General features: G+C 33.2%; 18 protein-coding genes, 1 tRNA gene and 1 pseudogene. 17 read left to right on the top strand and 3 right to left on the bottom strand.

The annotated features are described in order from the left end of the window. Positions 1-100: 100 nt before the first annotated feature. Positions 101-829: an alpha/beta hydrolase gene (locus ACSBO6_RS05225; protein ID WP_098844185.1), complete on the bottom strand. Its 729-nt coding sequence runs from the start codon at positions 827-829 to the stop codon at positions 101-103. 116 nt (positions 830-945) lie between these two features. Here ACSBO6_RS05225 and ACSBO6_RS05230 point away from each other — a divergent pair, with 116 nt between their 5' ends. From ACSBO6_RS05230 to ACSBO6_RS05255, 6 genes are all read left to right on the top strand, one after another. Further along, positions 946-1,860: a DMT family transporter gene (locus tag ACSBO6_RS05230; RefSeq protein WP_498844270.1), complete on the top strand. Its 915-nt coding sequence runs from the start codon at positions 946-948 to the stop codon at positions 1,858-1,860. Positions 1,861-2,005: 145 nt separating this feature from the next. After that, positions 2,006-3,322 carry a potassium transporter TrkG gene (locus ACSBO6_RS05235; RefSeq protein ID WP_098844179.1) on the top strand — a complete coding sequence of 439 codons (1,317 nt, stop codon included), beginning with the start codon at positions 2,006-2,008 and terminating at the stop codon, positions 3,320-3,322. A 14-nt stretch (positions 3,323-3,336) separates the two neighbouring features. After that, on the top strand, positions 3,337-3,993 hold the full coding sequence (locus tag ACSBO6_RS05240; RefSeq protein WP_098844176.1) for a potassium channel family protein: 657 nt from the start codon (positions 3,337-3,339) through the stop codon (positions 3,991-3,993). Positions 3,994-4,092: 99 nt separating this feature from the next. Beyond that, on the top strand, positions 4,093-5,298 hold the full coding sequence (locus ACSBO6_RS05245) for a DUF6944 family repetitive protein (protein ID WP_498844271.1): 1,206 nt from the start codon (positions 4,093-4,095) through the stop codon (positions 5,296-5,298). A gap of 211 nt (positions 5,299-5,509) precedes the next feature. Next, the gene (locus tag ACSBO6_RS05250) at positions 5,510-5,704 is read left to right on the top strand and encodes a hypothetical protein (protein ID WP_098844172.1); all 195 of its coding nucleotides are present in this window, start codon (positions 5,510-5,512) and stop codon (positions 5,702-5,704) included. A 133-nt stretch (positions 5,705-5,837) separates the two neighbouring features. After that, a tRNA-Val gene (locus ACSBO6_RS05255) sits at positions 5,838-5,910 on the top strand. 167 nt (positions 5,911-6,077) lie between these two features. On the opposite strand, the gene ACSBO6_RS05260 is transcribed toward ACSBO6_RS05255, so the two are convergent. Together ACSBO6_RS05260 and ACSBO6_RS05265 are read right to left on the bottom strand one after the other, a co-directional pair. After that, complete coding sequence (locus ACSBO6_RS05260) at positions 6,078-6,992, bottom strand: proline dehydrogenase family protein (protein ID WP_498844272.1); 915 nt, start codon at positions 6,990-6,992, stop codon at positions 6,078-6,080. 43 nt (positions 6,993-7,035) lie between these two features. Then, positions 7,036-7,213 (bottom strand): annotated as a pseudogene (locus tag ACSBO6_RS05265) (L-glutamate gamma-semialdehyde dehydrogenase); the annotation flags it as partial. A 301-nt stretch (positions 7,214-7,514) separates the two neighbouring features. Here ACSBO6_RS05265 and ACSBO6_RS05270 point away from each other — a divergent pair. The 11 genes from ACSBO6_RS05270 (at position 7,515) to ACSBO6_RS05320 (ending at position 20,656) form a co-directional block, all read left to right on the top strand. Then, positions 7,515-9,077, top strand: coding sequence for a sigma-54 interaction domain-containing protein (locus ACSBO6_RS05270; protein WP_498844273.1), 1,563 nt, complete (start codon positions 7,515-7,517; stop codon positions 9,075-9,077). Between the two features lie 262 nt (positions 9,078-9,339). Next, the gene (locus ACSBO6_RS05275; protein ID WP_498844274.1) at positions 9,340-11,382 is read left to right on the top strand and encodes a hydantoinase/oxoprolinase family protein; all 2,043 of its coding nucleotides are present in this window, start codon (positions 9,340-9,342) and stop codon (positions 11,380-11,382) included. Positions 11,383-11,384: 2 nt separating this feature from the next. Further along, positions 11,385-13,142 (top strand): hydantoinase B/oxoprolinase family protein, encoded by a 1,758-nt coding sequence (locus ACSBO6_RS05280; protein ID WP_498844275.1) that lies wholly within the window; start codon positions 11,385-11,387, stop codon positions 13,140-13,142. After that, positions 13,142-13,462 (top strand): cupin domain-containing protein, encoded by a 321-nt coding sequence (locus tag ACSBO6_RS05285; RefSeq protein WP_498844276.1) that lies wholly within the window; start codon positions 13,142-13,144, stop codon positions 13,460-13,462. The genes ACSBO6_RS05280 and ACSBO6_RS05285 overlap by 1 nt, the downstream gene beginning before the upstream one ends. Before the next feature lie 44 nt (positions 13,463-13,506). Continuing rightward, positions 13,507-14,283 carry an aspartate/glutamate racemase family protein gene (locus ACSBO6_RS05290; RefSeq protein WP_498844277.1) on the top strand — a complete coding sequence of 259 codons (777 nt, stop codon included), beginning with the start codon at positions 13,507-13,509 and terminating at the stop codon, positions 14,281-14,283. Between the two features lie 146 nt (positions 14,284-14,429). Continuing rightward, on the top strand, positions 14,430-15,785 hold the full coding sequence (locus ACSBO6_RS05295) for an MFS transporter (protein WP_498844278.1): 1,356 nt from the start codon (positions 14,430-14,432) through the stop codon (positions 15,783-15,785). A 217-nt stretch (positions 15,786-16,002) separates the two neighbouring features. After that, positions 16,003-16,545, top strand: a complete 543-nt coding sequence (locus tag ACSBO6_RS05300; protein WP_498844279.1) for a helix-turn-helix domain-containing protein — start codon at positions 16,003-16,005, stop codon at positions 16,543-16,545. A 558-nt stretch (positions 16,546-17,103) separates the two neighbouring features. Further along, entirely contained in the window at positions 17,104-17,265 is a 162-nt protein-coding gene (locus tag ACSBO6_RS05305) for a YetF domain-containing protein (protein ID WP_498844653.1), read from the top strand. 397 nt (positions 17,266-17,662) lie between these two features. Further along, the gene (locus tag ACSBO6_RS05310; protein ID WP_498844280.1) at positions 17,663-18,412 is read left to right on the top strand and encodes a sugar phosphate isomerase/epimerase family protein; all 750 of its coding nucleotides are present in this window, start codon (positions 17,663-17,665) and stop codon (positions 18,410-18,412) included. A gap of 208 nt (positions 18,413-18,620) precedes the next feature. Continuing rightward, positions 18,621-19,892, top strand: a complete 1,272-nt coding sequence (locus tag ACSBO6_RS05315; protein ID WP_498844281.1) for an MFS transporter — start codon at positions 18,621-18,623, stop codon at positions 19,890-19,892. Between the two features lie 113 nt (positions 19,893-20,005). Further along, positions 20,006-20,656, top strand: coding sequence for a bifunctional 4-hydroxy-2-oxoglutarate aldolase/2-dehydro-3-deoxy-phosphogluconate aldolase (locus ACSBO6_RS05320; RefSeq protein ID WP_498844282.1), 651 nt, complete (start codon positions 20,006-20,008; stop codon positions 20,654-20,656). Positions 20,657-20,743 lie beyond the last annotated feature (87 nt).

The following is a 20,743-nucleotide window of genomic DNA, read 5'->3' on the forward strand; positions in this document are numbered from 1 at the left end:
TGTTTTCGATACTATATATTTTAATTTGAAAAAATTAACGAAGGAAAAATACCTAATATTAATTATACCAAATTTTTTGAAAATCGCTAAGTTTCATGAATTATTTTGCTAAACTAATTTTTAATACGTCTTCAAGCTGCTTTTCCCAGTTTGTCCATGTATGGTCCCCATCATATTCTGCATAATGTAATTCTACAGGGAATTTAGCTAGATAATCTTTTAATTGTAATCCACCTTTGACAAAATTAACCCATTGCTTACTCGGTGTGAAAACATTTTCTTCTTGTTTTCCAACAGTTTGAACAATGGATAGAATTGAATTTAATTTTGTTTTCTTTAAAAATTCGATCACATCATCGTTCACAAATGGTGATTGCATAATGACTTGTCCAAATGTATTAGGATATGTAAAAGCAGCTTGTAATGAAACTGTACCACCTAATGAATCACCGATTAATGTTCTGCTATGGGCTAAGCCAAGTAAAGGTAAGTGATCATCTAAATATGGAAGTAATTCCTCAGCTAAAAAACGAATATAATTTTTTTGTCCAACTTGAGAAGGGTGATATAGTTTAAAACGCTCCTCTGGTGAAGAATATGGAATTCCTACAATGATTGTAGGTTGAATTGAACCTTCTTTTGTTAATTTTTCAATTACACGATGAACTTTTCCTAAATTAAAATAGTCTTGTCCATCTTGGGCAATTAATAAGTGATGTTTTATTAACGGTGTGTACATGCTTGAATAGTATATTGTAAATGTAATTTCTCTTTTGATGTGTTCACTATATAATGTATGTTCTTCTCTAGTACCATTTGTTTGAATCATAAAATGTCTCCTCTTCTTTTCCCTAGGATGATATAATTAGATGTTACTTCATAGTAAAAATTTAGAAAAGTAAAATGTATTAAACGCTTACAAAATAAGTGTAAAAGAGGTGAAACATGAATAAAAAACAACCTAATGCAATGATGTCTCTATTAATTTTGTCCATTATTGCAATTTCAACTTCAGCTATATTAGCGAAATGGACAAATGCTTCTCCATCTGTTTTAAGCATGTATCGCCTCTGGTTTACGTGTATATGGATGCTTCCATTTGTATTGAAGCGAAAAAATGAATTAAAAGCTTTAAAAAAATCACATTATAAATCATTTGCTTTAGGTGGTTTAATGTTAGCAGTCCATTTTATTTTATGGTATGGTTCATTAGTTTTCACTTCAGTGGCGAGCTCAACGATTATACTAGCTCTCCAGCCATTAGTTGCAATGATTCTTGGATTCTTTGTCTTTAAAGAACGTACGTCTATGCAATCTAAAATATGTATGATTATTGCTATTATTGGTGTATGTCTAATAGGATTCGGTGATATCGGCTTAAGTATGTCAGCGTTTAAAGGTGATATTCTTTCATTTTTAAGTGTAATTGCTGCAGTACTCTATTTAATGGTTGGACAAACAACCGTAAAAAATACATCTCATTGGGTGTATAGTTTTTGGGTATTCGCATTTTCGGCTGCATTTTTAACAATCTATAATCTCGTAACGATGGATAATTTCTTTCATTACCAATCAAAAGATTGGATCATTTTTATCGCATCTGCCATTATTCCTTCATTAGCACATATCATAAATAACTATTTATTAAATTATGTAAATGCTACAACGATCTCAATGAGTATACTCGGTGAACCAGTCGGTGCATCTATTTTAGCATTTTTCCTTCTTAACGAAATGTTAACCTCGTTTCAGTTAATTGGGGGTACAATCGTTATTGTGAGTGTATTCTTGTACTTATATCAACAACAAAAAGAAGTAACATCAATACAAGTCAAAAAAGATAATTCTTCATCAGCTTAAATAATTTCAATAAGGCTTTCAAAACTTTCATTTCGTTTGAAAGTTTTTTTGTTTTTTAACTAAAAATAGGTAGAATAGATAATAGCGATTTGAAAAATATTCCATATATTTTTATTAAGCAATTAAAGGAGAAAAAGAGCTACATATGAAAAAAAAGAAGAAAAAAGCCAAAAATCCTCTCCATTACATATTTATTTCTTATATAATCATTATATTTTTATTTTCATTCTTATACTATCTTCCTTTTACGCGAATTTCGCCTATCAATTATATCGATAGTTTATTTGTTTCAACGAGTGCTATTAGTGTAACTGGATTAACAACAGTTAACTTAGTTGAGACGTTTAATGTTTGGGGGAAGATACTATTAATGATCCAAATGGAAATTGGTGCAATTGGAATTGTTGTATTTATTAGTTATGGTTTTATGATACTTGGTATTCGGATGACGATTTCAAATTTACTAGTTGTATCAAAGGACCAAAACCAAAGCAGCATTAAGTCAATTAGAAGATTAAGTTTGTCAGTTTTATATACAACTTTATTTTTTCAATTTCTAGGCGGTCTCTTTTTTTATAGTCAATTTAGAGGGAAATATGATACTGCATTAGAAACTTTATTAGTTACTGCTTTCCATTCAATTGCAAGTTTTACAAATACAGGTTTTGATTTATTTGGAAATAGTTTAATTTCATTCCAAAAAAATAATTTAGTGTTAATTGTAACGGCAGTATTAATTTTTATAGGTGGACTAGGATATCCAACGATTATGGAGTATATCTATAAATACAATAAGAAAAAATCCTTATTTACAAGGATCAATATGCGTTTGCATTTTTCATTTATGGTTCTTGGAACAATTGTATTTTGGCTTTTAGAAAAAGGACATGCGTTTAAACAATTAAATTTCTTTGATCAACTTACTAATTCATTATTTTTATCAGTAACTAGTCGAAATGGAGGATATGCACCTCTTGATATTGGTGAACTAACATTGCCAGCAATCTTAATCATTTTAGTATTAATGTATATTGGTGGAGCTTCATCGAGTGCAGCAGGAGGGATTCGTTTAACGACAGTTTCGGTATTAGCAGCAAAAATGTTTTCAGTTATTAAGTCACAAGAGGATACAATTATTTTTAGAACAAGTGTAAAGAAGGAAGTTGTTGACCGTGCATTTGTTATAGCGATGAGCTTTATTATATTAATCACTGTAGCAACGATAACAATATCAATTTTTGAACCATTTCAGTTAGATTTTATTTTACTAGAGGTCATTTCGGCAATTACAAATACCGGATTATCATTAGGGATTACAGCAAATATTCATACTATGTCAAAAATAATATTAATTTTATTAATGTTTATTGGTAGAATTGGGATTTTCACGCTAATTTATTTTGTATTAAGAGTTGAGAATCAAAAATTAAAATATGTTGAAAAAGACTTAGCTATTGGGTAAGGAGGAGTGTATGTATGCCAAAGCAATATTTAGTAATAGGTGCTGGACGTTTTGGGCGAGGCATTGTAAAAGAATTTGATCGGTTAGGTCATGAAGTAGTTGTATGTGATATAGATAAAAAAACGTTAGATCAATTAGAAGAATACACAGAATATGCAGTTATTGGTGATTTGCGTGATGAGTCTATTTTAGAGGATTTACATGTCAGTCAATTTGATGCAGTATTTGTAGCAATTGGAACGGATTCATTAGCATCTATCTTAATTACGAGAAGATTGAAAGAGAGAAATGTAAAAAGGATTATATGTAAAGCAAATAATCGTGAAGTTGGTGGCATTTTAGAAAGTATTGGAGCGGATTTAGTAATTTATCCAGAAGAAGAAGCTGGACATAAAGCAGCACGTATGGAAGCGATGAGTGGAATCATCGAATACATCGAAATTACCAAAAATATTGCGGGAGTTGAAACAGTCATCCCTGAGAAATTAGTTGGCAAAACACTAAGAGAAATGAGTTTTTCAATGAAATATGGCATAACTGTTGTCTTAATCATCCGCGACGGTGAGCCAATGGTATCACAAATTGGAGATGTAGTTTTTCAAAGTGGTGATTTAATTTTTATTGTAGGCGAAAAATCAAAAATTGAATGGTTTAAGAAGAAAGTGGGATAAATTTATTAGGGCTCAATTACATTTCCCTAAATGGAACGTTTAAACATCATAGATGAATATACTAATCTTAAATGACATATCAAGGATTGGTGTTTTATTATGAGCCAAGTTATGGAGGTAATTGGGGCCTGGGTGAATGCCATTGGAACAATCAGCTCAGCAATTAGTAGTACACCCATGAGAGGATTAAAAGGAGAAAACCGAAAAAGATGGGAGGATATCAGTTTTCATCTAGATTTTGGTGGGAATTCCTTTCAAGCAATCGGTAACATAATAGAAGCATTTTTAGGCGAACCAAGTATATTAGAAGATTCAGGGGAAATTATCCAAGCATCAGGTAATGTCACAGTATTATTTAGTTTATTAGCTGCAGAAGCGGAGGAAGGAAAAGAAGAAGAAGAAAAAAATGTCGATCGAGCAATAAAACTAAATATGATAGGGAATGCCCAACAAGCATTTGGGGGATTAATTGCAGCCTTAGAAGAAGTAAGCCAAGAAGAATTTGATGTATCTGGATTTATGGGGAATCTCTTACAATCGATTGGAAACACTTTACAAGTATTAGGAGGGGTCGTAGAGCTAGAAATAGAAGATTTAAAAGACTATTTAAAAGAAACCACTGGGCAAGTAGGAGAACCTAGCGATTTATCAGATGGGGTCATATTTGACGTACTTCAAGAATATCATGGCAGTGCACCAGAATCAGATGCTAGTGAACTTTCGGACGGAATTATTTTTGATGAATTGCAAGAATCTCTAGGTAGATTGCCAGAAGATGATACCGTTAAACTTACAAATGAGATGGAAGAGGAAAATGAAAAAATATATGATCGATCAAGTGAATCGTCTAATGAAGAAATAGAATATCTTTTTGGTAGAATACCAGATTACGAACCTGAAGAACCAGATGAAATAATTCCAAGACAACAGGATGAATCAATTTCTAGCGAACAAAGCGTGCCAAGTGAACTATCAGATGGAATCATTTTTAATGTACTCCAACAAGTTGCAGAAGAAACCGAAACAAACCCATTAATTAAAGAATACGAAGAATTAGCATTGCTATTAAAATATAGCGGAAGTTGGATTCAAGCTGGCGGTTCAATCATATCCGTCTACTCTGAACAAAAAGAGTTATTAGAGGTGAATGCAAAACTAAAGGAACAGGAGAAAAAAGAACTAGAAGAGAACGAGAATTCCAAAAGAAGAAATAAAAAGAGAAAAAATTCTGAGGAAAATAGGGTCGAATTAAATCAAAAGAAAAGCAAAACCTCGGAATATACAGAGAGAAAGAAAAAGAGCTAACAAAAATAAGCTATAGTGTGGATGTTAGTTCTAAATACATAAAAGAATGACCAAGGAACTTAAAATAATCTTGTGAAAATAATAATAGTACTGATATTCTAAATTTTTGTTTACATAATAGGCAATCAGGAAAATATTAATAATAAAGAGAGTACATCTTCACCATTTATGGTTAAGGAATATTAATATTTAACTATTGGAGCGATCGCCTATGAAAAGTAGAATAATTAAAATCGTTAAAAACTATAAAGTTCAGACATTTGTATTTAGTGTGGGTGTGTTACTATTGTTCTTAACAATTGTAGTTGGAAGTATTCTATTAAGCAATATACCAAGAGACAAAGATATGAGATGGAAAGATCTAATGCATACAATAAACGAAATAGAAGCAAAATCAGATAGATGAGTATTTTTTCAAAATGAAATCTATATTCTAGTGGATTAAATTCGAAATTTTTTGTTAAATATTGGTTGAAGAGTAGGAGACAAAACAGTATAATAGACTTAATAAGAGAGAAGTATTTCTCCTTAAATATTACGATTCCATAGCTCAGCTGGGAGAGCACTACCTTGACAGGGTAGGGGTCGCTGGTTCAAGTCCAGTTGGGATCATACGATTAAGGAAGCTCAAACCTAAGTGTATCAAGGGTTTGAGCTTTTTTATTTTCTGCTAGTTTGATTTTTTTATGTTAATTATTCATTACGATTCTTTTTGTATCAGTGAGAATTTTTCAACAATTGAAAGGATGATTTAAAGCACCATCCTTCTTAATAAAATATTATTTTGAAAAGAAACCTTTTAAAGCAAAGGAAACATTTTGTGGCCTTTCTGCAAGGCGACGCATGAAGTAACCAAACCAGTCATCGCCGTAAGGTACATATACTCGTACTTTGTAACCTTCATTAACTAAGCTAAGCTGAAGTTCATTACGGAATCCATAAAGCATTTGAAATTCAAATTGACTCTTTGGAATGTTTTCTTGTTTAATAAATTCCTTTACTTTATTAATGATTACATGATCATGACTGGCGATGGCGGTGTAGGTTCCGCTTAGTAAATGTAATTTGATAATATTTAAGTAATTTTTATCTATTTCTGATATATCTTGAATAGCTACATGAGCAGGTTCTTTGTAAGCCCCTTTTACAAGGCGAAGTGGAATCCCACTCAGTTCTTTGACATCTTGTTCTGAACGGAAAAGGTATGCTTGGATAACAGTGCCAACATTTTCATATTCCTTTCGCAATTCTTTTAATAGATCAAGTGTAACTTGATTGCGTGATGAGTCCTCCATATCAATACGAACAAAAATATCATATTGTTTTGCTATTGATACAATTCTTTTCATATTTTCCAAGCAAAAGTCAAAATCAATATCAAGCCCTAGTTGTGTTAATTTTAAAGAAAGATTACAGTTTACATTTGACTTCTTAATCGCATTTAGTGTTTGAATACAATAGTCGGTAGCAACCTTCGCTTCATCTTTACTTGATACAAATTCACCAAGATGGTCTAATGTACAGTAAAGTCCTTTTAGATTTAATTCTTTAACTTTAGCTATAGCAGTATCTATGGTTTCTCCTGCAACAACCTGTCCCGCTCCAAATTTTAGTCCCCATCTACGTGCGGCCTTATTCAGTTTTTTACTTTGTGAAATTCGAAGAAAGAATTTTTTTGAAATCACTTCGATCACTTGTAACACCCCTATCCCTTTTATTTTATGAGAAGCTATCTAATTAAAATAATTCAGATGTTGTCTTTGCCTGCATATGTAGAGCTAAGTAATCAGGACATCAACCTTAGAATCTGTACCTGACATATTATTAAATCTACCAAACGGTAGATAACCAACTATTTCCCCAGTAAGACTCTATTAATATATAAGTTTCCTACGTGGAGTTCTTTTCTTGCTCTTCAATATAATCGTTTGTTAGATATAAGTGACAATTTGATAATTAACAAAGTCTAAAGCATGTTTAGATGCGTTTTTATTTTCCCCTTTTGAAAATTAGTAAAAGGTACATGTTTATAAGATAACAATTAATTTCCTCCTTATTATTTGATACTAATAAATAAGCAAGTATTGTGCCAGAAAGAAAATTCGGAAAAATCAATGATTTACTAAAATTTTGTGTAAATTGCATTTACAAAAGTGTAAACTTACTGTAAATGTTAAACACTTTTGTAAACCAAATAAATAGTAAAGGAGATTAATATGCTAAATGATCGGATTTCTTTACTTTCCCTTTCCCAAGAGATTAATAGGGGAACTAAACTTGAGAACATGAAGACATATACCGTAGATAGCATGCTTTCGGATGTAACTGATCTAAAACCTCAACAGGATATTCTCTTAGTGGACGAAATTGGAAATCCAAAAGGGGTTATTCCTTTTAATATCTTGATGGATGCTATTTTTCAAGAATGGAAAAGTTATGCGAAAATTTTTCCAACTCTATTACATGCTGTGGATGATGCTATTACTATAGTTGATCGCAATGGAAAAGTGATTTCTTGGAACCCCAAGGCTGAAGAATTGTACAATACTTCATCTGAAAATATCATCGGTTCTCAAATCACAGATTACTTTCAACAGGAATCAGTGATCTTAATGTCTACCTTAAGTGATGGTAAAGGTGTGATTCGGAAGTACAATCAACCTAAGCAGGGGGTCCATGTTCTTATAAACACATTGCCGGTGCTAATAGACGGAAAAGTCATGGGAGGAATCTCCGTTGAACGAGATATTACTGAAATCGTAAAACTTAATGACGAACTAACTACCACTTCTGCTTATATTCAGGATTTAGAAAGTAAAATGTCTCTGCCACATAATGATGATCCTTTTCATAAAATTAAAGGGAGAAGTCAAGCGTTAAATTCTTCTATTCAATTAGCAAAAAAAGTTTCAAAAACTGATGCAACCGTTATGATTACTGGAGAAAGTGGAGTTGGAAAAGAATTATTTGCGCAAGCAATTCATAAGGCGAGCGACAGAGCGAATGGTCCATTTGTCGGTCTTAACTGTGGAGCTATTCCAGTATCCTTGTTTGAAAGTGAATTATTTGGCTATGAAAAAGGAGCATTTACAGGGGCAATTAAAGAAGGTAAAAATGGGAAAATTAGTGCAGCAAAAAACGGTACGCTTTTTTTAGATGAAATAGGTGAACTTCCACTTGAACTCCAGGTAAAGCTACTTCGTGTATTGCAGGAAAAACAATACTATCGTGTTGGGAGTAGCACTCCTATTCCGATTAACGTTAGAATTATATCGGCAACAAACCGTGATTTAGTGCAAATGATAGAAGCAGGGTTATTTCGTGAAGACCTTTACTACCGTTTAAATGTTGTCTCGATTCCAATTCCACCTTTACGAAATAGAATGGAAGATTTGCCCGAGCTTGTTCATATGTTTTTAAAAGAATTTTCTATTCAATATAAAAAGCCAATTCCTGAGTTGGATCCAGAAGTTCTGGTAACCTTCATGCACTCCCCTTGGAATGGAAATATCCGTCAGCTAAAAAACACAGTGGAAAGGATGACGATTTTAGCAGATGATAATTTTATTAGCATCGATCAGGTACCAAATGAATTATTAAATCGTAGGCAACATCCTTATAGCTATTTTGTTAAAGAAATGGAGGAAGCTATCATAGATGAGAAGTTGAAAATCGTTGATGCACTACAAAAAACTTACAAAAATAAATCAGCTGCTGCAAAATTACTAGGTATTTCACGTGTTACACTGTATAACAAAATGAAAAAGTATGGGATATAAAACTTAACTGGATGCCTTTTAGGCATTTTTTTTATTCATAGAAAAATATTTAAGTTAGAATAAAATAAATATTCGAAAAATATTGAAATTAAATAAAAATATGATAATATTAAAAATAATTACAGTATAAGTATAAAAATATATGATAATTTCAATATATTGTAATTATTCACACTTAGTTAACCTAAAAAACTTGAATTTTTGATAATTTTATCTAAAATCTATTAAACTTTTATTTTAAAAGGAGAGGTGGAATTAAATCATGCGTGTAGCAACGGATATTGGTGGCACATTTACTGATCTAGTTTATGTTGATGGTGAAGGTAATTTTGGAATAGCAAAGAGTTCTACGACACCCCCGAAATTTGAGGAAGGTGTTATTAATGTAATTGAAAAAAGCGAGATTGATCAAAAATCTATAAATACGTTTATACATGGAACAACGGTTATTATCAATGCTTTAACGGAAAGAAAAGGCGTGAAAACAGGGTTAATCACAACAAAAGGATTTCGTGATGTTTTAGAAATAGCTAGAGGAAATCGTCCTGATCTTTTTAATGCACAGTACGAAAAACCAGAACCATTTGTCGATCGGTATTTACGCCATGAAGTCGAAGAAAGATTGAACTATAAAGGAGAGGTTTTAATTCCTTTAAACAAATTACAATTGAAAAGTATTATTGAATCATTCAGAAATGAAAATGTAGAAGCGATTGCGGTGTCATATTTACACTCTTATGCAAATCCGTTACACGAAGTTGAAACGGTAAAAATGATTAACGAGATATGGCCAGAAGTAGAAGTTACGGCATCCCATGAGGTAACAAAAGAATGGAGAGAATATGAAAGAACAAATACGACGATCTTAAATGCGTATGTTCAGCCTATTGCTTCAACTTACATTGACAACCTCAATACGAAACTACATGCAAATGAAACAACTAGTCAAAATTATATTATGCAATCAAATGGGGGGACTACCACATTTGAGCAAGCGAAAAGAATCCCAATTAATATGGTAGAATCAGGACCGGTTGCAGGTATATACGGGGCTGCTGTACTTGGTGAATTAATCGGAGAAAAGAATATAATCGCTTTTGATATTGGTGGCACTACAGCCAAGTGTTCACTTATTGAAGACGGAGAAGTAAAAGTTTCAACGGATTATAGTATTGAAAAAAGTATGAGAAGTTCGGGGTATCCAATTAAAGTACCTGTAGTAGATATTGTTGAAATAGGAAATGGCGGAGGATCCATTGCTTGGATTGATGATGCTGGCTCTTTAAAAGTTGGCCCTCAATCTGCAGGTGCATTACCTGGTCCAGTGGCATATGGATTAGGAGGTACTGAACCAACAACAACTGACGCAAATTTAGTTACTGGAAGATTATCTCCCGAAAATTTCGATTATAACGTAGATTTAACTCATGTTAGGAAAACAGTACAAGAAAAGATTGCCACACACTTTAATGTAACAACTGAAGAAGCTGCGCTTGGGATTATTAGAATTGCAAATTCTAATATGTTAAATGCTTTAAAGTTAATTTCTATTAGAAAAGGTCATAACCCGCGTGATTTTTCATTAGTCGCATTTGGCGGTGGTGGGTCCATGCATGCAACTGCCTTAGCAAAAGACCTTGGTGTTAAGAAAGTAATTGTACCCTTAGCTTCACCAGTTTTCTCTGCTTGGGGAATGTTGATGACGGATCTTAGACATGATTTCATTAAAACTTATATTAAACGCATAAATGAAATTGATTTTATTGATATAAACAACCAATGGAGTTCGATTGAAACGGAAGCAACTAAACAATATGCAAGTGAAGGCATAGATCAAAAAGATACATCATTTGTCCGTTATGTAGATATGCGTTATTTAGGTCAAGAGCATACTGTAAAGGTTCCCGTACCAACTGGTACATGGAATGATCAACTTGCAAGTGAAATTATCGAAAAATTCCATGAATTACACGAGAAAAATTATACTTTTAAATTATTAGATGCGAGCACAGAAATTGTTAACCTACATGTTATCGCTTTCGGAAAAGTACAAAAGCCTACTTTGAAAAAAGTAGAAAAATCAGGAGAATTGGAAGAGGCATTAATCGAGGAAAGAAATGTCTACTTTGAAGAAAAAGGCTGGATTAGCTCTAAAGTGTATTCACGTAACGAGCTTCCAACCAATAAAATTGTACAAGGTCCGGCAATCATAGAAGAAAAGGCTGCTGTTACCGTTCTTTATGAAGGACAATCACTTTATGTTGATGTATACGGAAATCTTATTATTGATACGGGGGTTGAATGATTATGGTGACAAACACAGCTTCTAAAATTAATCCATTTACGCTTGAAATTGTGAAGGATTCTTTACTTGCTATAGGGGATGAGATGTTTTATGCGCTTGCTAGAACATCTATGAGTCCAATTGTATATGAGGTTCTTGATTATGCCAGTGGGTTAACGGATGCAAAGGGACAGCTGTTGACTCAAGGGAATGGGGTTACAGGATTCATTGGCATGTTAAGTTTTATGGTGAAGCATACCATTGAAAAATATGGGGAAAAGGGTGATTTAAAACCAGGGGACATCATTATCATTAATGATCCATACGGAGGTGGCGGATCTCATTTATCCGATGTTGGATTGGTGATGCCTATATTTTATAAAGACCAATTGATTGCCTTTTCTGCCAATAAAGCACATTGGACAGAAGTTGGCGGAAAAGATCCAGGCTCATTTACAAATGATGCAACAGAAATTTTCCAAGAAGGCTTACAATTTCCTTGTGTGAAACTTTTTGATGAAGGGAAATTAAATCAAGCTCTAGTCGATATCATTGAATCGAATGTTCGTTTCCCAGATCTCTCATTGGGAGATATGTGGGCACAAGTTGCAGCTTTAAAAACAGGTGACAAGCGTTTAAGAGAAATTTGCGAGAAATATGGAAAAGATGTCATTTTGTCTTCAATTGATTATTTACTTGATCATGGTGAACAGCTATCTAGAAAGGAATTGGCAAAATTACCAAAGGGTACCTTTGAAGCAGAAGACTATATTGACACCGATGGAATTGGAAATGGACCTTTCAAAATTAAAGTAAAAGTAACAATTACAGATGATGAATTCATTTGTGATTTTAGAGGAAGTCATCCACAAGTTCCGGGTACAGTAAACTGCTCATTTACAGGTCTTGCTTCAGCGGTTCGTGCTATTTTCCTTGGTATCACCAACCCATCTCAAGATGTAAATGATGGTGTGTTTCGACCTTTAAAAATTATAGTTGATCCAAAGTCAATTATGTCAGCAGAAAGACCTGCTCCTGTATCGAATTATTTTGAAACGTTATTAGGTAGTTTAGATTTAATTTGGAAAGCTCTTGCACCGCATCTACCAAATAGATTACCAGCAGGACATTACCTTTCAGTATGTGCGGTCACATTAACAGGCCTACATCCTGATACATCAGAGCCTTTTCTTATTGTTGAGCCTTCACTAGGAGGATGGGGAGGTGCAATGGGTCACGATGGTGTAAGAGGACAATTTTGTATGGCAAATGGTGAAACTTACAATATCCCTGTTGAGGTTGCAGAGACAAGATATGGAATTCTAGTTGATGAGTACAACTTAAGAACCGATGGAGCAGGTGCTGGTGAATTTATTGGTGGATCAGGAGTAATTAGATCGTATAAAGCATTAACAGATGGGCAAGCAGCAACAGTCACTTTTGGACGAAATAAATTTAAACCTTGGGGTATTAATGGTGGACTTGAAGGATCTTCTAATGAATTCTATGTTGAAAAAGCAAATGGGGAAGTAGACGGCCCTTATGGATTCTATGCCAGATATCAATTAAATAAAGGTGATGTAGTTAAGTTAATGACAGGTACAGGTGGAGGTTATGGTAATCCACTTGATCGTTCACCAGAAAAAGTGGTCTATGACGTAAAGAATGGCTATTATACCATTGCACAAGCAGAAGATATTTTTGGAGTTTTAATAAATGAAGAAACACTAACTGTAGTAGGAATAACAGCTAAAAGAATAGAAAGGGAGGAGCTACGTTAATGGAACTATTAACTATTGAAGAAATCGATGTTGACTGTAACGGGTTAAAAACAGTTTTTGAAGAAAACAGAAAAGCAGAAAAAGTAACAATGGGAACAGTGGTAATTCCACCTAAAAAGCGTGTACCACTAAAAGGTTTATCTAATCATATGGAACATGAGTATTCATTTATTATTAGAGGTTCAGTATTAGTAGAGAGCGGCGGTAAAGCACATCGAGTAACAGCTGGTCAGGCAACTTATATTCCTTCTGGAGAAGAACATTGGGCTGTTAATGATAGTCCTGATGAATGTGAAATTATTTATGTTTTAGTAAAATGACCTATTAATTACTGAGTAAAAAATATTTATAAGGGTGATTAAAAGTGCCAATTACAAAACGTATCTTATGGATAAATCCGATTGCTACAAAAATTTATGATCAACTATTTAAAGATGAACTTGAAAATATAAAAGATAAAAACACCATTGTGGATGTCATATCTTTTGAGGCTCCAAATGGTCCTACGCATTTAGAATATAATTGTTATGAAGCGATGATGATACCCAATATTGTTAATGCAGTAAGGAAAGCAGAACTAGATGGTTACGATGCTGCAGTAATAGGCTGTTTCTACGACCCAGCTCTAAGGGCAGCTCGTGAAGTAGCAAAAAAAATGGTAGTAACTGCTCCAGCAGAAGCTAGTCTTCATATTGCAGCAACTTTGGGCGAAAGTATTTCTATTATTGTAGGGAGAAAAAAATGGATTCCTGAAATGAAGGAAAATGTTTTTAAGTACGGATTTGGGCATAAACTTGCCTCATTTCAATCCTTAGAATTAGGTGTCCATGATTTCCAAAAAGATCACAAAGTAACTGCTAATCGAATTTTAGGAGCAGCAAGAGAAGCAATTACAAAAGATCATGCTGATGTTATTGTTTTAGGATGTACACTAGAATTTGGTTTTTATAAAAAAATTCAAGAAGAATTAGGGATACCAGTAATTGATGCTAGTGTTGCTCCATTTAAATATGCGGAATTTCTAGTGGAGTTAAATCAAAAGTTTAATTGGAGTCATAGCAAAATTATGGGTTACCAATCTCCTCCTGAGCATGAAGTTAATGCATGTAGAATATTTAATCAGGAGCTCTTTACAAAATAATAACTTTAATACAGTGAAAGATATCCTTTACTTCTAAAAAAATGCCTCTTACTAAAGAATGTTTGAGGCATTTTTTTAGCATAAAATAACTGATTATTTAGATTGTTGGAATTAATAATGGTAAAAAAATTTAAGGAGGTATTGCATTGGAAACACAGAAAGATTACCGTTTAAGCAGTAAAGATCAAGATTTATCCTCGATTGAAATTGGTCATGTATTTGAAAGAATGCCGTTAACTTCTCAACATTGGAAAGCTGGTTTTGCACTATTTTTTACTTTTGTTATTGAAGCATGGGAAATGATGATTATGGTATTTATTAGTAGTATGATAGCGGCAGACTTTGGCTTAAATAATATAGAAACAGGAGAAATAATAGGAAGTATTTTTTTAGGTATGATCCCTGGAACTTTAGTTTGGGGAAAGATAGTTGATAAATATGGTCGAAAAAGATCTATTATTACAAGTCTTATACTATATGGTATTTTTTCCTTAATTAGTTCATTTTCTACTAGTTTCGAAATGCTATATGTAACACGTTTTTTATCTGGAGTTGTATTTTCGGGAGTATTAGTCGCGACATTTCCATATTTTTCGGAATTATTACCATCTAAATCCAGAGGAACGGTAGCTGTTTATTTAGCTTCCGGTTGGCCAATAGGAACGCTCATCGCATTAGGAATAACTTTACTGTTTAACCATTTAAGTTGGCATTGGATCTTAGCGATAAGTTCCTTGGGGGGATTATGGTTTCTTGTTGTAAAAAAGCTTGTTCCAGACTCACCTTATTGGTTGGCTGAAAAGAATAGAACAAATGAAGCTAAGGAAGTAATTCTAAAACTATCAGAAAACAAATTAGAGCCATTTATTAAAGATAAAAAAATAATCATCTCACAAGCGACTCGTGGATCCGTATTCGATATTTTTAAAGGGAAACTATTGAAGACGACAGTCCTTCAAGTTGTGATAAATTTTTGTTTCTCGTGGGGATATTGGGCGTTGTTTTCTTGGATGCCATATATGTTAGCCGAAAGTAAAGGATTTTCATTTGTATCTAGTTTAGGTTTTGTACTAGTCTCTGCGCTAGTACAATTTCCGGGGTATATCGCCGCATCTTACTTAACTGGGAAGTTTGGACGCAAAAAGGTAATGTCCATATTTGTTACTTTTGCAGCCATAGGTGGTTTTGGATTTGCTTTATCTGGTACTGTTACAGAACTTCTTATTTATCTAGCTATTCTATCTTTCTTTAGTTTAGGCTCTTGGGGAGTTTGGGATGTATGGATGGGAGAATTATATCCAACAAATATTCGTGGAATAAGCTATAGTATAGGAGCAAGCGCACAACGTGTTGCTAACTGGATTGCTCCAACGGCAATTGGAGCGTTACTAGCACTTAAAACCAGTTTTTTCGTAACGAACGGTATTATTGCGAGTTTCCTAGTTATTACAGCAATTGCAACGTTGTTTTTACATGAAACAGAGGGGGAAACGCTAGAATAATAGAATTAATTTTAAAAACATTATTTAAAACAAGGGTGAGGAGTGATTTCCTTGCCTTTATTTATTTATATGAAAACTTTAGATAGTTAAAGTCCTTGTGTAATTTTTTTTGAAAAACCAGCAATAATTTAAACTGAATATAGCATTGTTAAAATTATTTGAGTTATACTGTAATTATCATATTATGTAAATTGACGAATGAATGGGTGTATATAAAATGGAAGAAATTTACAAACGAATTAAAGAACTTCGGAAACAAAAAGACTACACTTTAAAGGATTTAAGTGAAAAGACAGGATTATCAGTAAGCTTTCTTTCACAAATTGAGCGTGGTGCGACTTCGCTGGCCATTACTTCATTAAAAAAGATTGCAGATGCGTTTGAATTACCGATAACTTCCTTTTTTGAAGAAACCGTTTCCCATAATTATAGGGTAAAAGTTGAAGAGCAAAAATCATTTAGGATTGAGACTTCAAATAGTGAATATGTAAGAATAAGTGGTGAGTTTCCAGGTCGTATGTTAGAATCTATAATCATTACAATTGATCCAAATGTTGAGAAGGACATAGTACATACACATCAAGGTGAGGAACTATACTATGTGCTCGAGGGTGTCGTCATTTTTAATATTGATGGTGAGGAATATCTAGTGAAATCCGGAGAATCAATTCATTTTCCTTCGACACTTCCACACTATTGGTCCAATCCTCTTAACCAACCATCCAAACTGTTAAGTGTTCTGACCCCTGTTATTTTTTAATGCATTTATGAATGTGAATGTTATTGTAAAACGAAAAAAGACTAGCATGGAGCGTAAGTCTTTTTTTGTTCGATTCTAATGCTGCATCAGTTGTTTTTATGTTAAATAATCAATTTTTCTATTAAAAGCGCCGCCTAACTCGCATTAAGCTATTCTTTTTTCGATTGCAAATAAATTGCACAGATTTATTAGAAACTATAGAATTAATAGATTTACGATGAATAAAATTTCATCGACCGCATGATTTTCTGGACTCTATTGAACTAAAATATTCATAAATACTGAATTATACTCGTATTCTGTAATTAATAGGGTAGGGGTCGCTGGTTCAAGTCCAGTTGGGATCATACGAGTAAGGAAGCTCAAACCTAAGTGTATCGAGGGTTGGGGGCTTTTTTTTTCAGTTACTTCCATTTTTTGTAATGAATATTATGCATTTCACAAAGACTGCAAAAAGAGTTATTTCTCAATAAACATGATTCGTATATTTGGTTAATAAATTTATAAAACTAAAAAAGTTTTAAACTTATTCTATCTGAGATTATTTCTGATGGTTAAATAGTATATAAAAATTTAAAAGAATTGAATAAAAGTGAAGAATGGGTTATTAAGAAATTAGAGCAAAGAGGTATAAGTAAAATTGAGGAAGTATATTACGCAGAAATACAGTACGATGGTACATTGTATGTTGATTTGAAAAGTGATCATTTAAAGGAATAGTAAGCTATTGTGGTTGGAGAATTTGTTATGTAAAAATTTATACAATTGGATTCTTCATATGTAAAATTACATTTTCATATGGAGCTTTATCTTAATACGTTATAGATATTGATCTAATTGTAGTCCAAATACTTGTTGTGATGGAAACCCCAAGTACTGATAGTATAGAAAAAAGAATTCTAATATCATTTAAAAAGAATTTTATCGTTGTATCAGTTTAAGTTGTACCTCCTGTTAATTCAGGAGGTTTTTTATTTTAGTAGTAATTTGGGTACGAATTATTTAATTCCATTTTATCTATTGTAAAAGCGTTTTCATTGAGATATAATCTTAATAAATCGATTTACTAAACCGGTTTATCAATTGAATTATATCTTTTAGAAAGGAGGATATTTCTATGGGTAACGTTATTATTCCATTAAATGCCTACAAAAATGAAATGATTACAGTGGAGGAACATGAATCTTTAATTTCAGCCATTTCTGAAGCCGGGGCAGATGGAGTGGAAATTCGCAAGGAATTATTGTCACCTGAGGATTTTGACTTTCGTGCGTTACATGAACTGGTAAGAAGGTACAATTTATTCATTGTATATTCTGTACCAATCCCTCTATGGAAAGAAGATGGGGGTTTGAATAAAGAAAATGTGATGCAAGCTATAAACGAATCTAGAGAATTAGGTGCAATGATGGTTAAGTTTCCTTTAGGTTGGTTTAGAAATGAAGCCTCTTATTTAAAAGAATTAAAAACTTTGATGAGGGAATATGCGACTGAAATAAAGCTTTTTGTGGAAAATGACCAAACGAATTATGGAGGTAATATCCAAAACCTATTATCCTTTTTTGAAAACGCTTCTAATCTTGGTGTACCAGTTAAAATGACTTTTGATGTTGGAAATTGGATGTATACTGGTGAAGATGTTTTTGAAGCCATTAAAAAACTAGAAAAGTATACTGAATATGTGCACCTAAAACATGTTGAAGAAAAAAATGGTCAGCTGATTTCGCTACCTTTACCAATTCAAAAAAATGCAAAATGGAAAAAAATATTAAGTTATTTTTCAAATGATTTACCAAAAGCTTTAGAATTTCCACTTGAGCCAGGAAATATGACTGAACAATATGTAGATTTAATTAAAAGACAATAAAAAGAGTTTATGATATTAATAGGAACAATCTTAAAAGATAATGACATAAATTTCGGGTTATGTAATTCAATTTTGGATTACAAAGTACTGAATATATTTGCAACTCAGGTCTATTTTGAAATCGGATACATGAATTTGTGTTGTTTACGAAAGAGGATTATAAACCACATAGAAATATACTCATTATAAAATTATAGAGGTGGATAAAATGAAAAACACACTTGCTAAATCACGCTGGTATTTTCTTATTCCAATTGCTTTTATCACATACAGTTTAGCTTACTTGGACCGTGCAAACTATGGTTTTGGTGCTGCTGGTGGGATGGCTAATGATTTACATATTACTGCATCGATGTCTTCCTTATTAGGATCTTTATTTTTCCTTGGGTATTTTTTCTTCCAGATTCCAGGAGCTCATTACGCTGAAAATAAAAGTGCTAAAAAATTAATATTTTGGTCACTCATTCTATGGGGCGGACTTGCAACTGCTACAGGTTTAGTGAGTGATGTAAGATTTTTAATTGTTATTCGTTTTATGCTTGGAGTAGTGGAAAGTGCAGTAATGCCATCTATGCTAGTCTTTTTAAGCCATTGGTTTACAAAAGCGGAGCGTTCCCGCGCTAATACCTTTTTAATTCTGGGAAATCCGGCAACCGTATTATGGATGTCCATTTTATCCGGGTATTTACTCGAGTCAGTGGGCTGGAGATGGATGTTTATATTCGAAGGTTTGCCTGCAATAATATGGGCATTTATATGGTTGAAAATAGTAAATGACAAGCCAAAAGAAGCAAAATGGCTAACTGAGAACGAGAAGAAGCAATTAGAAGAAGAAATTGAAAAAGAACAACAAGGATTAAAACCGGTCAAGAATTATGTTGAAGCTTTTAAATCTAAAACAGTTATTTTACTTTGTCTGCAATATGCTTTTTGGAGTATTGGTGTTTATGGATTTGTGATGTGGCTTCCGACTATTATTAAAGCTGCACCAAATATGGGGATCGTGAAAACTGGTTGGTTATCATCTGTTCCGTATATTTTAGCTATTATTTTAATGTTAAGCGCTTCTTATTTTTCAGATAAAACATTGAACAGAAAAGCATTTGTTTGGCCATTCTTATTAGTTGGTGCATTGGCTTTTTACGGATCTTATTTAATAGGAACGAGCAATTTCTGGTTATCCTTTATCCTACTTGTTATTGCAGGTGGTGCTATGTATGCGCCTTATGGTCCTTTCTTTGCCATTATTCCTGAAATTTTACCACGTAATGTTGCAGGCGGAGCAATGGCTTTAATCAATAGTATGGGAGCTTTAGGTTCATTTGGTGGTTCTTATATTGTTGGATACTTGAATGGGACTACTGGTGGATTTGGGGCATCCTATATCTTTATGGCGGGGGCATTATTCATATCTGCAATTTTAACAGTTGTCGCTGTTAAAGAATCCCGTAAAGACTTAATTCAAACCTATCAAGCTTAAAAAATAGAAAAATACCGAAATTATTTTATGTATAAATCTTAAAAGGTTCGGCTCTACTTTTAGTTTAAGAGGAGTAAATTATCTGAGTTGTACTGTTAGAAAGGAATTAATCTATGGGAGTCTATGAAATTAAGAAGCGTGGAATTGTTGCAGTTATTCGAAATGCAACGATAGAAACAATTATCCCAATAGCGCAGGCATTAAAGATAGGTGGGGTAACAGCCTTGGAAATTACAATGGAAACTCCAAAGGCTATACAAATTATTGATGCCTTACGTACAGAGTTTTCAGAAGAATTATTGGTTGGTGCGGGAACTGTATTGGACCCAGAAACAGCAAGAGCAGCTATAATGTCGGGAGCACAATTTGTGTTTTCCCCGACTGTAAATGTGAAAACAATTAATATGGCTAAGAGGTACGGGGTTATAAGTGTCCCAGGAGCTATGACACCAACTGAAATTCTAACTGCATTTGAGGCAGGTGCGGATATAGTCAAAGTATTTCCAGCACATATCCTTGGTGCAGAATACATGAAAGCTTTATCAGGTCCACTTTCTCATATTCCGTTGATGCCTACAGGTGGGATCGACTTAGATAATGTACAGAAGTTTATAAAATCCGGAGCTATTGCAGTTGGAATAGGGAGTACTTTAGTAAATACAAAAAAAGAAGTAAACAGTGAATACCTATTTCATTTAACAGAAACCGCTAGAAGCTTTACCGAAAAAGTGACTGAGGCCAGAAAAGTGTTACTGAATGGCTAATAGACATTTTTATTTTCTCTTCATATTGTAAGAACATTCTGTATGCAAAAACTAGATAATGGATTTGATAACTGCTAAAATAAGTCT

It is taken from the genome of Bacillus sp. AL-1R (genome assembly GCF_052180195.1).
Lineage (GTDB): Bacteria > Bacillota > Bacilli > Bacillales > Bacillaceae_G > Gottfriedia.

What these genes read in the sequence shown, in the direction of transcription:
- ACSBO6_RS05285 (WP_498844276.1), top strand. Translation starts at nt 13,142, where the DNA reads ATGGAACTATTAACTATTGAAGAAATCGATGTTGACTGTAACGGGTTA.
- ACSBO6_RS05315 (WP_498844281.1), top strand. Translation starts at nt 18,621, where the DNA reads ATGAAAAACACACTTGCTAAATCACGCTGGTATTTTCTTATTCCAATT.
- ACSBO6_RS05225 (WP_098844185.1), bottom strand. Translation starts at nt 829, where the DNA reads ATGATTCAAACAAATGGTACTAGAGAAGAACATACATTATATAGTGAA.
- ACSBO6_RS05270 (WP_498844273.1), top strand. Translation starts at nt 7,515, where the DNA reads ATGCTAAATGATCGGATTTCTTTACTTTCCCTTTCCCAAGAGATTAAT.
- ACSBO6_RS05240 (WP_098844176.1), top strand. Translation starts at nt 3,337, where the DNA reads ATGCCAAAGCAATATTTAGTAATAGGTGCTGGACGTTTTGGGCGAGGC.
- ACSBO6_RS05235 (WP_098844179.1), top strand. Translation starts at nt 2,006, where the DNA reads ATGAAAAAAAAGAAGAAAAAAGCCAAAAATCCTCTCCATTACATATTT.
- ACSBO6_RS05230 (WP_498844270.1), top strand. Translation starts at nt 946, where the DNA reads ATGAATAAAAAACAACCTAATGCAATGATGTCTCTATTAATTTTGTCC.
- ACSBO6_RS05300 (WP_498844279.1), top strand. Translation starts at nt 16,003, where the DNA reads ATGGAAGAAATTTACAAACGAATTAAAGAACTTCGGAAACAAAAAGAC.
- ACSBO6_RS05280 (WP_498844275.1), top strand. Translation starts at nt 11,385, where the DNA reads ATGGTGACAAACACAGCTTCTAAAATTAATCCATTTACGCTTGAAATT.
- ACSBO6_RS05310 (WP_498844280.1), top strand. Translation starts at nt 17,663, where the DNA reads ATGGGTAACGTTATTATTCCATTAAATGCCTACAAAAATGAAATGATT.
- ACSBO6_RS05320 (WP_498844282.1), top strand. Translation starts at nt 20,006, where the DNA reads ATGGGAGTCTATGAAATTAAGAAGCGTGGAATTGTTGCAGTTATTCGA.
- ACSBO6_RS05245 (WP_498844271.1), top strand. Translation starts at nt 4,093, where the DNA reads ATGAGCCAAGTTATGGAGGTAATTGGGGCCTGGGTGAATGCCATTGGA.
- ACSBO6_RS05275 (WP_498844274.1), top strand. Translation starts at nt 9,340, where the DNA reads ATGCGTGTAGCAACGGATATTGGTGGCACATTTACTGATCTAGTTTAT.
- ACSBO6_RS05250 (WP_098844172.1), top strand. Translation starts at nt 5,510, where the DNA reads ATGAAAAGTAGAATAATTAAAATCGTTAAAAACTATAAAGTTCAGACA.